The following is a 13,028-nucleotide window of genomic DNA, read 5'->3' on the forward strand; positions in this document are numbered from 1 at the left end:
TTATTCGATAATTTGGTCTTCGCGTAAGTCCGTCTCGATAGCTGTCATCATGGCACTCAACTCAGTAAATACTGTTTTTACGTAGTCGATATCAGTGCTGTTTTTTTCGATGGCCCGAAATAGCTCGCTCAACCTCATTGCCCCACTTGACGCCGCCGCGCCTTTTGCGCCATGAGCAAGCGACTTTATCTTGCTGCTATCTTCATCAATAACAGCTTGCTCTAGTTCGTGCATATCGGCGGTCACACTATCCCAAAACATCGAAAGGACCGCCCTCTTCATCTCTGCGTCATCACTACCAATAATTTTTTCAAGTTGTTCGCTATCGATTAACGGCGCTATTTCACGATTCTCCTGTGCTTGTGTACTCAACGGGATGGTGGCTGCACCATGTCGTAAGGCTCGTCCTCTTAGCCTCAATGCCAACACACGCTTTAATGTCTCCAATTCGACTGGCTTCGAAATATAATCATCCATGCCAGACTGTAGGCAGTGATCCGCTTCACCAACTAATGCATTGGCTGTGATCGCTATAATTAGAGTACGCGACTTTCCTTCTTCCGCCTCAGCTCGCCTGATTTCTGCGGTCAGCTCAAAGCCATCCATTTCAGGCATATGGCAATCTGTCAGCAGTAATGCATAATCGCCCTGACGCCACTTCTCGAGTGCGGCTTTACCATCCGAGGCCATTTCATATTGATAACCAAGCTGGCTAAGCTGCTTCGCGAGTACTAATTGATTCGTTGGTTGGTCTTCAGCACATAAAATTGTGCCACAAGCATCTGCATCTATTTGGTTGCTATAAGAAAATGCATCGCCATTGCTAATCGCTTCGCTCCAGTCAACATCAGGGCTCTCCAATCCACACATGACCGCGGCAGCAAGTGAAAAGTCACTCGGTTTAAGAGGTCGTGTACTTAGCCAATAAGGACCGGGATACACATAACTGCCATTGTCTGTCGGGCTATCTCCTAGCATGATGCAGCGAATGCCAGTGTGTTCAGCCATGATGGCTTCGTTGGTAGTCACGGCAATCATTGCATCGCGATCCCAATCGGACCAATCCATCGTCGCACCCTCTATGATTCGGGCTGGGTTGAGCTGACTGATCAGATCATGACAAATGGCATTCAAGCTCTTGTTTTCAACAAACAGTACAAACGTGAATGTTGAAAAATTGTACTTCCGACTCATTTCATGCGTCTTTTCTCCGCTTGATGCGGGAACAGTAATTGTGAACGTGCTCCCTTCTCCAAACTCGCTCTGGACATGAATATCCCCTCCCATCATATCGACAAAGGATTTCGAGATACTGAGTCCTAGACCCGTTCCGCCATAACGTCGCGTCGTCGAGCTATCTGCCTGCGTAAAGGGCTTAAAGAGTTTGCCGATTTGCTCATCAGTCATACCAACGCCCGTATCTTGAATACTGACGGAGATTGTCTGGTTACTATGGTGATAATGTGTTCTCACATACACATCGCCACCACCTTTTTCCTTACTGGTAAACTTGATCGCATTACCCAGCAAATTAAGTAACACTTGCCGGATTCTAACTGGGTCAATAACCACAAAATCGGGAGTCGCATAGTCATGCGAAAAATACAAGTTGACCCCTTTTTGGTAGGCATTCACCCAAAGTGCTTCAAGTGTCTTTTCGATTAGGTCGAGCAGATTCACCTCGGTAGGATCAAGCTCCATCTGTCCTGATTCAATTTTCGAAAAGTCGAGAATATCGTTGATAATTTCTAGGAGTGAGAACGACGAGTCTCGAATTGTCGACACCATCTTGGATTGTTCTCTATCTAGCACGGTTTCTTTGAGTAAATCCACCATGCCAATAACACCATTCATCGGTGTTCTAATTTCATGACTCATGGTGGCTAAGAAACGTGACTTTGCATGGTTCGCTTTCCGTGCCGCGATGCTTTCTTTTTCTAATTTGGCGAGAATTCGTCGCTCTTCAGTGATGTCTAAGTTAATACCGAATAAAACCTCTCGACCACTGTCATTGTCCTTAGCAACATTACCCGCCGCTTTAACCCAATGTGTTTGATGTGTCATTGGGTTGATTATCCGGAATTCGGCGTTAAATACTTTGCTCTCATTTAAAGCCGTTTCAACTTCGTGGACCGCTACGTCTCGATCTTCAGGATGGAGAATGTCCCGCCAGACTTGATAGTCAACGTCACTACCAGGCGAAACACCGTACAAACGATACATATTATCGTCCCACTTAAGCTGCCCAGTGGCTATATCCATTGACCAGTTACAAATTCCGCCCGCATCAGACGCGAGCTGCATGCCACGAAGTAACTCATCTCTCGCAGCCTTCGCTGAACGTAGCTCACTTTCTATCGCTTTGCGGCGCTCAATATCTTCTAGAACAGCAATAAAGTATTTAGGTTGATCATCCTCATCCAATACAACAGACACGGAAAGGGTAGCCCAAAATACATCACCATTTCGCTTGATGTAGCGCTTATCCATCGAGAATGTTCGAGCGTGACCAGAAAGGAGCGAGCTGACATATTTTTTGCTTTCTGATAGAAAGTCGGGATGTGTAATATCGTGATAGCTAAGTTGTAATAACGCATCCTCACTGTACCCTAGGATATCGCACATTTTGCCATTCACTTCGATAAAGTAGCCTTCGAGGTCAACACGACAAATACCGACCGCCGCTTGGTCAAATGCAGCTCGGTAGATTACCTCTCGCTCTCGCAACTCATTTTGTAGCTTCTGCTCACGATCTTTCACTTCCTCTTCAATGGTAATATCCTTAATAATCCCGACAAAACCTTGCGTATCTCCAAACCACGTCTCACCAATCGATACTTCAATAGGGAATAGGCGACCAGATTTGTGCTGACCCGTCAGTTTCCTTGGTGTCCCTATCAATTTTTTACTTCCTGTTAATAAGTATTGACTGATAAACCCATCATGATTTTTCGCATAATCATCTGGCATCAAAATTGCCACATTCTCACCCAATAACTCTTCTCGAACTCGGCCGAAAATAAGTTCAAGAGCTCGGTTTACCTCGATGATAACCCCAGTACTGTCAATGACCACCATGCCATCTAAAGCAGTGTCAAAGACCGTTCTTAAGCGACTTTCAGAGTCTTGTAGATCTTGCGTGCGATGTTTGATTTCATTTTCTAACTTAAGCATCGCTTCGTCCTCTGCGAGCTTTATGTCAGTAATATCAGACTGAACACCAATGTAATGTGTGAGCTCCCCATCATCATTGAATACCGGATCGATGCGTAAGTTATTATAAAAAAGCGATCCGTCTTTCTTATAGTTTCGCAAAACAACCGCGCAAGAGAGCGTATTCTTTAGGGCGTAACGGATCTTATCTGCATTTGGCTGATCGCGATCATCTCCTTGTAAGAAGCGACAGTTCTTTCCCATAACCTCTTTCGATGAAAAGCCCGTTAGCGTTTCAAAGGCTTTGTTGGCATAAACGATCGGATAATCCGGTAACCGGATATCACTAACAATAATCCCCGTTGCGGTTGCATCAATAGCACGGCTTTGGATATCCAACTGAAAGCGTTGCTCTTCCGTTTCTTTTACGAGCTTTTCGCGTTCCACAACAATATTTTTTAAACTCGCAAGCTCGGCTATCATCNAACCAATCTCGTCAGTCCGATTGGCTTCCGGCAACTCAAAGTTTTGTTGTCCATTCGCCAATTTCTTAACTGCATTCGTCAACTGACTTAACGGATTTGTCACTTTACGTGTCAAATAAAATGCAATAATTAAAATCGCACTCAGTAATAGCGCTGCCATTGAAAATGAATTCTTGTACAAGGTATTGGGGGCAAGAAACGCCTCATCTACCTCAACTCGGATCATTGCTGACCACCCTAACCCAGGATAATCATAAGCCCCACGGGTGTGCGCATAACCCGTCACTTGATCCACTTGCTTACGGTAATGTGTCGATATATTCGAACCACTCCGGCCAGAAACGGCGAGGCGTGCACCTTCAACACCGTTAGCCGCAAGGTTAAGCTGACCCAACACTTGAAAATCTCGCTCGTAAGATGCTTCGTTTTGACCGACTGGGTCGTAATCGACAATGATCCGTCCTTCATTGTCTAAAATCGTGAGCTCAGAACTATCGAAGCCACGATTAGCCAGTAAATCGTAAGTCTCGCCGACGATCGATTCCACCGCAGAGAAATCCACAACATTGACCCAAACCCCGACTTCACGACCCGCTTCATTATGAACCACAGATGCGAATATCATGTCATAGGCCGTTGGTTTTTCCCCAAAGACACAACGTTNGATCGATTCCACCGCAGAGAAATCCACAACATTGACCCAAACCCCGACTTCACGACCCGCTTCATTATGAATCACAGATGCGAATATCATGTCATAGGTCGTTGGTTTTTCCCCAAAGACAAAACGTTCAGGCCCTGTGACATAAGCGCTGCGAGGCTGGTCTGGGACGAGGGTATTCCCATTCACAATTTCATTGAACCAAATAGAGTTTCTGACTTCTACCTCAGATAACTCCAAGACGGGTAAAACCTTGCCATACTGGTTTTTGCTGCTCGCTGCTAACAACTTCCCGTTCATATCAAAAATAGCGATGCGTCGATAAACTTTGTAGCTTTCGACCAAATTGTTTAAGTTACTTTCTATCAATGCTTTGGATTGATTCTCAATTGGGTTATTGCCTTGCACTCTTCCAAGAGAAAGCGGAAACGTCTGCGCATCGTGATAACGTTCAAACAGGTTTCTCTCAACTAAGCGAATGAGCAATGTCGCTTCTCGCTCGATATTGGTCAATATTGTATCTTGAAGAATGTCTTTGCCTTTCAACGAGACAAAGGTGACAGACGCTAGCATCAGCACCCCTAGCATCAATAAAATGATAGGGAGCTTTATGGAAAATTTCATCGTGAATGCCTTTGCATATTGAGCCGCTCATCCAAAAGAAACCGCGCCAATGGTGCTGGTTTGGCATAGAAATAGCCTTGGCCCGCGTTACAATTTAATTGGCGAAGAAAGTCACACACTGCTTCGTTTTCAATACCTTCAGCAATCACCGTGAGACCCATCGCGCGAGCCATCTTAATGCTCTGCTCCACAACTGCCGCAGACTTACTATTTGTTAAACAATCAAAAATGAAACGCTTGTCGATTTTTAATTCATTGAAAGGGATCGCATGCAATTGCGCAATAGAGGAATAGCCAGTACCAAAATCATCGATGGATAACTTGAATTTTAGCATGCGCATACGAAGCATTTGAGCATCGACAATCGCCTGCTCTTCCTGCAGCGCCGTTTCGGTCAACTCGCAAACAATATTTTCACAAGGAATTTTATATTGATGACAAGTTTCTTTCAGCCAGCTAGGAAAGTTATTGTCCTCTAATACTTTTCGAGAAATATTAAACGAAAAGGTTTTTTGAGAAACTTGTGGCCATTGGAATTGAATATCATCAAAAGCTCGCATAATCACGCTTTTGGTTAGCCGTACGATAAGTAGGGGATCCAATTCGGCTGAGGGGATGAATTGATCTGGCTTAACGAGGCCATGCGTCTGACTTTCTACACGCGCTAATACCTCAAATCCTTGTATTTCACCACTGCATAGCGCAATTTGAGGCTGAAAGTAGGCTCTTATTTCCCCTCGCTCTATAAATTGTGCGACCTGTTTAGGTGAGTAGGTTTTCAGTAAACTATCGTGATTCGCACCCTGAGCCTTACACCCCTCCGCTTCAGAATAGTCAGTTAACGCCTGATTTACCGTGTCGAATGTTAACGGTTTTGCTAAGCATTCAATAATGTTGAGATGATATTGTTTTGCGAGCTGGGAGGTTGACTCGAGCACTTCTTGCTCTTCACTACTCATTAAAACAATGGCGCCTTGATAATGACTGGCACCTAGGTACCGCAGTACCTCAAAGCCATCCTCTACAGGCATATTTAAGTCACAAAAAATCACATCTATTTGCTGCTCTGCAATGACTCGTTTGGCTTCCTTGCCATTACTCGCTTCATAACAGTTCTCATAGCCTAGATTACGTAAACAGAGTGATAATGTGTGCCTCACCACCTTTTGATCATCAACTATAAGTACCCGACATTGCGTCTCAGTCACTTGATTAACCCCATCGTCCTTGCTGGTTTTGGCGCTCCGAATCGTCAATAACCAGCACTACAACCAAAGCATCAAATGTAACTGTAGCTCATCGTCAAATAATTGAGTGACTATAAGACCAAAGTATGGCTCCGTGTTAACCCGTTGAAAATCGGCTTGTGCTAGCGCCTTTAAAGATCCGCTAGCACCCCTTTCACAAAGGGGGCTTTGTGCTTAACGTAAACATCTTGATCACGCACACCTTGAGCGAGTATGGCGCGCTTTTTGTTTTCATATTCAGTGCGCACATCAGGGTTATCGAGCAAATACTGTTTGTACGCAATTTGGCGATGATGCTCATCGCTGTCTTTTTCAATCACGTGGGCGTGCACCAGAAAACGCTCATCTTGATAGATTATAGAGGCATCTTTACGAGGGCGGTGTTCGGGAAAAGGTTGATCGCTGTGCTGATCTTGAAAGCCGAGGGCATAGAGGTGAGCGACAGCATCGTCACGCTCGCCAGAACGATAGAGAATGGATAGATCAATAATCCCCTTCCCTCCCACTTTGGCAGACGTAGAGCCAAAATGTAGTACCTCAATACGAGGTGTCGAGATGTGGTCAGACAAGGTTTGGGCGACGTCTAAGTAAATAGGACGCCAAGGAGAGAAACTGGCGTCAACTAATTGGTAGGGCTCGAGTGTGATCATGTGGCACCTTGCTGGAAAGAGGAATGCAGATAAATACGAGTAACTCGCCATGAGCAGCCTATCGACTGTCATCAAACGAGGTGTTTATCGTACCAGCAGTTCCCATGCAAACAAATCACACCTCCGTGCTAGACGCCTTCCACGAGCTTAGGATTAGAACCGTATTGATTGCTGTTTTGATCGCCTTCTAGCGCGCAGAGTACCAGTATGACCGCCATCCCAAGCAGAGGTATGAACAAAAGCAGTAGCCACCACGCTGAACGTCCTGTGTCATGTAGCCGTCTTGATGTCACCGCCAAGGTTGGCAGCAGCAAAGCTAATGAATACACCATGCTCAACAAAACTAATCCCGAGAACTCAGCGACAATATTAATCGCCAACGAGATACAAAAGTTAACCAGAAAAAACATCCAGTATTCCTGGCGGTGCGCACGTCCAGAAAATGTAGCGTACTGGCGCAATACTTTTAAATACCATTCCATACGTTAATCACCTTTTAGCAATAAAGCCGATAATACGTATCTTAGAATGAGGAACGCCGTTAGGACCATGTCAGTGATAAGACATCTGACTGTTTTATCATCAGCTTGGGAGCCTTATCACTGATTTCTTACACAATAGAAGGCGGTTAGCTTTGCAAACCCGCTGCGTGCATCAAAAGCTTAAATAGCCAAGAGACAGCCCCCAATGCCGCTACACTGACTCCCCAGATCGCGATTAACCAAAGCCAACGCTGCCAAGTCGGTTTTGTCATACCAGCCATCAGTGATAGGCCTCGTCCGGATTCACTTTGCCACTAAAGACACGGTAACTCCAATAGGTGTACATCAAAATAACCGGGATGATAAATACCGCGCCAATCAGCATAAATTGCAAGCTTTGTTGTGGTGAAGCAGCCTGCCAAATTGTGATACTGGGTGGAATGATATGCGGCCAAATGCTGATGCCGAGGCCAATAAACCCGAGCAGGGTGACACACAACGCCATAATAAATGGACGATGGTGAGCCTGATCAGGGCGGGTACGCCAAAGACGGAGCAAACAAAGAGCGGTCAATAAAGGAACCGGGGAGAGAATGAGCAAATTTGGCAGACTAAACCAACGGTCTGCAACCCCCGGATACGCAAATGGCGTCCAGACACTGACTATCGCAATACTTATCGCCATTAACACAACCAGTCGACGACTCAAGTGGTACATACGCATTTGTAATGTATGCTCCGTTTTCATGATCAGCCAAGTGGCCCCCAATAAACCGTACGCAATGATCAATCCTATACCGCAAAAGAGAGGAAACGGTGCCAACCAATCGAGTCCGCCACCAGCAAAAGCGCGGCCCTCGACAGGAAAGCCTTCAATCACCGCACCCACAGTCACCCCTTGGAAAAAGGTGGCAAAAATTGACCCGGCCATAAAAGCGGTATCCCAAAAGCCATGATGCCCGGGCAGCGCTTTGAAACGGAACTCAAACGCCACACCACGAAAAATAAGCGCCACCAACATCAAAGTGAGCGGGATTGTTAACGCATCGACAATCACGGCATATGCCAAGGGGAAAGCACCAAATAATGCCGCCCCACCAAGGACCAACCAAGTTTCATTGCCATCCCATACCGGCGCGACACTGTTAACCATCAAATCGCGCTCTTCGCGCTCAGTGATAAACGGCATCAGAATCCCGATCCCCAAGTCAAATCCGTCCATCACGATGTACATTAAAGTGGCAAACACGATGATGCCAAACCAAATCATTGCTAAATCCATGTTTCCCCCTTACACACGGCCAGAGACAGTTAACGGTTCATGCGGTGTCTCATCGTGCTGATCCGGACCTAATTTAATTTGATGGATCATATAGATGTACCCCAACCCAAAGACCAAGCCGTACACTACAAAGAAACTGATCAAGCTAATACTCATGTGCAAGTCACCGTGGGCAGACACCGCATCTTGGGTGCGTAAAAGGCCATGCACGACCCAAGGCTGGCGCCCTACCTCAGTAGTTACCCAGCCAGCTAGAATCGCGACCAACCCCGCCGGCCCCATATAGAAAGCAAAACGGAGCAGCCCTTGGTGTTCAAACAGGCGTCCTTTATAGCGCTGCCACGCCGCCACTAGTCCAAGTGTGATCATCAATAGCCCTAAGCCCACCATCAGACGAAACGCCCAGAAGACCACGGGCGAATTGGGTCTGTCTTCCGCAGGGAATTCGTTTAGGGCAGGGATTTGCTCGGTCAAACTGTGTTTTAAGATCAGACTCCCTAAATAGGGAATTTCTACTTTGTAGCGGGTGGTTTCCGCCTCCATGTCCGGTAAGCCAAATAAAATAAGCGGCGTGGGTTCACCATGGCTGTTATCCCAATGTCCTTCCATCGCTGCAATTTTTGCAGGTTGATGTTCCAAGGTGTTCAGGCCATGTAAATCGCCAATAAACGCTTGAATAGGCGCGGTGAACAACAGCATCCACATCGACATCGAAAACATCCGCTTCACGGCTGGGCTGCGCTGCCCTTTGAGCAGATGCCACGCCGCCGACGCACCAACAAATAAGGCACTGGATAAAAACGCCGCGACCACCATGTGCGCTAAGCGATACGGGAAAGAGGGATTAAACACCACCGCGAACCAATCTACAGGTACTACTTGACCATTGACCACTTCATGCCCTTGTGGCGTGTGCATCCAACTGTTGGAGGCTAAAATCCAAAAGGCAGAGATCACGGTGCCCAACGCGACCATGGACGTGGCGAAAAAGTGCAAACGATCACCGACACGCTGCCAACCAAACAGCATCACACCAAGAAATCCGGCTTCTAAAAAGAACGCCGTAAGTACCTCATAAGTCAGCAGTGGGCCAGTGATACTGCCAGCAAACTCGGAAAAGCCACTCCAGTTAGTGCCAAATTGATATGCCATCACCAACCCAGACACCACGCCCATCCCGAAGTTGACCGCGAAAATTTTTGACCAGAAAAGATAAAGGGTTTTGTACTCCTGCTCGCGAGTTTTAAGCCATAGCCCCTCAAGCACCGCAAGGTAGCAGGCAAGGCCGATAGTAATTGCAGGAAAGATAATGTGAAAAGAAACCGTAAACGCGAATTGAATACGGGCCAACATAAAGGCATCAAGACCAAACATACGTGAAGTCCACTTTAGTAATTAGACCAACACGCATGGTAGAAGCCCATTTTTAATGTGCCCATACACAGACGACTCAGATTAACCTATAACAGTTTGATGTTTTCAGTGTTATAGTCTGGTTCACTTAGCGGCGATTATGGTAGGAAGATGCCTAAGTATCAGCAGCTTAGCGAGCAGATCAAACAACAAATTCAAGCCGGCATTTGGCATGTGGGAGAAAAACTTCCCTCGCTGAGAAAACAGGCCGCTTATTCAGGGTTGAGTGTCATGACGGTACTCCAAGCCTACCAACTGCTAGAAAGCCAAGGGTGGATTGTTTCTCAGTCCCGCTCAGGTTACCGCGTCGCTCCCCATGCCGAACTCGACGATAACAAGCCAGATAGTGCGATTCACCCTGCAGAATCTGTCGATATCAATGACTATATTTTCGATGTGTTGCAAGCCAGCCGCTCGCCGGGGATGGCAAGCTACGGGCATGCCTATGTTGATCCCCTACTCGCCCCTCGCCATCAAGTAAACCGCTCGCTCACCACTGCGGTGCGTTTTATGTCGATTCATAGTGTGGTCGACAATCTTCCCCCGGGTAATGCCCAACTACGTCACCTGATTGCTCAACGCTATGCAGCGCAGGGGATGCAGGTTTCTCCCGATGAAATCGTGATCACCGCGGGCGGGTTGGATGCGCTTAACCTGAGCTTACGCGCGGTCACACAACCTGGGGATTGGGTCGCTGTTGAAAGTCCGGCGTTTTACGGTGCGCTACAAGCCCTTGAAAACCGGGGGCTCAAAGCGATGGCGATCCGAACACATCCGACGGAAGGGATTGATCTTGATGCGCTCGAACGCGCCTTGCAAACGCATCCAATCCGCGCTTGTTGGCTGATGAGCAATCATCAAAATCCGTTGGGATATTCGCTGTCAGACGCAAAAAAAGCACGCCTTGCCGAACTCGTCAAACGCTATCAGGTGTATTTAATCGAAGACGATGTCTATGGCGAACTCTATGATGGCGAACACAAACCGCACCCTACTAAAGCGTTCGATAACAGCGGTCATGTTTTGCACTGCTCGTCTTTCTCAAAAACCTTGGTCGATGCCTTTCGTCTTGGTTGGGTGGCAGCCGGTGATCAAGCCCAGAAACTACAAAAGCTGCAACTAATGAGCACAGTGACCACCAGCGTCCCTATTCAACTTGCCGTCGCGCATTATCTTCATAACCGCAACTATGAACACCACCTAAAGCAGCTGCGTCGCACACTGGCTGAACGAAAAAAAGCGACCTATCAGTTTCTGATCGCCCATTTACCGCAAGGCGTTAGTGTCATTAACAGCCAAGGAGGGTATTTTTTATGGATAACTTTGCCCAAAGGCAGTGATACCACCGCGCTTTACCACCTTGCACTGAAACACCATATCAGTATCGCTCCGGGTAATATGTTTGCGACACACGCACAGTTTGCCCATTGCTTTCGGTTGAATGCCTCTTACCCGCTCGATCATTCACATAAAAATGCGCTGGCAACCTTATGTGATTTGATTGCACAGCACATAAAAAAAGCTGAGCGCTAGACTCAGCTAAAAGACAGTACCAAAAAGACCTTATTTAATGGAGAAAGGAATTGCTAAGGTTAATTTAAAATCGTCCTCATCTTGGAATAGATTGGTGTAGCCATTCCAGCTTGGTGCATCGGTATCATTGAAGTACTGCGTGAAGTAAAAACTGACCTTCGCATCTTTAAGTGCACCATTTTGAATCGCATAATTTGCAAACAGACTGTAGGAGTACTCTTTTAGATCATCATACCCTTTGGCGGATGATCCAAAGCCATAAGCACCGTTAAAGCCTGCACTAAAGCCTTTAGCCCCAATATCCGAGAAATCACGCGATAACGACCCAAATAGCGCCAGTTCTTCATCATGGTTAAAATCCGAGCGGTTATTCCACCAAATGTCATAAGTACCGTTAGAGCCACCATATTGACTCGTCAAACGATACGCTAAGTTTTCCACCTTGGCAGGGTCTCCGGAGTCGGCTTCGGTATAGGTGGCCTCTGCTCGATACGAATACTGCCCTGATGACATACTGGTGAGCATGGCGAGTTGGAATGCAGTGCTATCATATTGTTCGTCATCATCGACCACATAAAGTTGCGGCGACCAATACACGCCACCTTCGGTCGTGCCTTTCACTTTAACGTGCGCATTCCAGCGGTCACCATCAGTTAATGCACCATATGCTGCATCAATAGAAATACCGTTATCCAAAGTATAAACAGCACCAAGTGAATACGCTGTGCCAGCATCTTCTCCGTTGGTGGTTTGAAATTCATAGGTTTCTTTAAACCAAGGCGCCTTATAGCGCTCAGAAACGACAAGGCCCATATTAAGATTATCGAACTTCAGGCCTAACTCACCACCTACATGAGTGCCCGGCGCAAAAGACCAGTTAACACCAATTGTGCTTGGCACAGAGGGCTGAAAATAACCAAGCTTCGCCGTTACATTGTCACCAAACTTAAATTTAGCCGCCGCGGTAGCCAGTGATACGCCATTATCCGTACATTCCTCGTCCCATGCGCCCGTACATTCGCTATCATCTGGCTGCTTGTCGTAGGGGTTATTCACGCCCCAAAAGTTCATTTCGTGGTCGGGGCCACCGTTTTGCCACATATCAAATGTACTAAAGGCCATCAGATCAAGGCCAACCACTTCCGCCGCGTAGCCTGAGTTAAAGGCAAGATTTGCGTAGATAGAGCCGTGGTCAAGGTTGGTTTCTTTGGCAGTATCGTTGCCATTGGCATCTGTACCTGCGCGATCACGGGCTCGCATCCAAAAGTTGAGATTGCCACTAATCGTCGCATCAGAGAAAAAAGGAGAGGTACTTGTCGAATAATCTGCTGTTGCTTCCTGTGAGAGTGCTGACATTGCCACGCCAGCAGAGAGTACTGCCGCAGCTAATGCGGATAATTTAAAAATCTTATTCATGGAAAACTCCTGCTGCTTCCAAGATTTTTGGTTTTGTCTCTGTGCGTTATTTAGTGTTTTAGAGTTCAAAACCGATTTGAAA

At 46.7% G+C, this 13,028-nt stretch carries 9 protein-coding genes; 1 reads left to right on the plus strand and 8 read right to left on the minus strand.

Annotation, left to right across the window (positions count from 1 at the left end; all coding sequences use genetic code 11):
• From BZJ17_RS08185 to BZJ17_RS08215, 7 genes are all read right to left on the minus strand, one after another.
• Window positions 1–4,923: a PAS domain S-box protein gene (locus tag BZJ17_RS08185; RefSeq protein WP_077640398.1), complete on the minus strand. Its 4,923-nt coding sequence runs from the start codon at window positions 4,921–4,923 to the stop codon at window positions 1–3.
• A complete protein-coding gene (locus tag BZJ17_RS08190) occupies window positions 4,920–6,131 on the minus strand; it encodes an EAL domain-containing response regulator (RefSeq protein ID WP_077640399.1) in 1,212 nt (403 codons plus the stop codon). The genes BZJ17_RS08185 and BZJ17_RS08190 overlap by 4 nt, the downstream gene beginning before the upstream one ends.
• 170 nt (window positions 6,132–6,301) lie before the next feature.
• A complete protein-coding gene (locus BZJ17_RS08195; RefSeq protein ID WP_077640400.1) occupies window positions 6,302–6,820 on the minus strand; it encodes a GrpB family protein in 519 nt (172 codons plus the stop codon).
• A gap of 128 nt (window positions 6,821–6,948) precedes the next feature.
• Window positions 6,949–7,302: a DUF805 domain-containing protein gene (locus tag BZJ17_RS08200; protein WP_077640401.1), complete on the minus strand. Its 354-nt coding sequence runs from the start codon at window positions 7,300–7,302 to the stop codon at window positions 6,949–6,951.
• A gap of 146 nt (window positions 7,303–7,448) precedes the next feature.
• Window positions 7,449–7,574 (minus strand): DUF2474 domain-containing protein, encoded by a 126-nt coding sequence (locus tag BZJ17_RS08205; protein WP_077456798.1) that lies wholly within the window; start codon window positions 7,572–7,574, stop codon window positions 7,449–7,451.
• Window positions 7,575–7,582: 8 nt separating this feature from the next.
• Window positions 7,583–8,584, minus strand: coding sequence for a cytochrome d ubiquinol oxidase subunit II (cydB, locus tag BZJ17_RS08210; RefSeq protein WP_077640402.1), 1,002 nt, complete (start codon window positions 8,582–8,584; stop codon window positions 7,583–7,585).
• Between the two features lie 9 nt (window positions 8,585–8,593).
• Entirely contained in the window at window positions 8,594–9,958 is a 1,365-nt protein-coding gene (locus BZJ17_RS08215; RefSeq protein WP_077640403.1) for a cytochrome ubiquinol oxidase subunit I, read from the minus strand.
• 150 nt (window positions 9,959–10,108) lie between these two features.
• On the opposite strand from BZJ17_RS08215, the gene BZJ17_RS08220 reads away from it, so the two are divergent.
• On the plus strand, window positions 10,109–11,530 hold the full coding sequence (locus BZJ17_RS08220; RefSeq protein ID WP_077640404.1) for a PLP-dependent aminotransferase family protein: 1,422 nt from the start codon (window positions 10,109–10,111) through the stop codon (window positions 11,528–11,530).
• A gap of 30 nt (window positions 11,531–11,560) precedes the next feature.
• Here the strand turns inward: BZJ17_RS08220 and BZJ17_RS08225 are convergent, their stop codons facing one another.
• Window positions 11,561–12,946: a multidrug transporter gene (locus BZJ17_RS08225; RefSeq protein WP_077640405.1), complete on the minus strand. Its 1,386-nt coding sequence runs from the start codon at window positions 12,944–12,946 to the stop codon at window positions 11,561–11,563.
• Between the last annotated feature and the right edge of the window lie 82 nt (window positions 12,947–13,028).

The sequence above is a fragment of the Salinivibrio sp. IB574 genome (genome assembly GCF_001996205.1).
GTDB classification, from domain to species: domain Bacteria; phylum Pseudomonadota; class Gammaproteobacteria; order Enterobacterales; family Vibrionaceae; genus Salinivibrio; species Salinivibrio proteolyticus.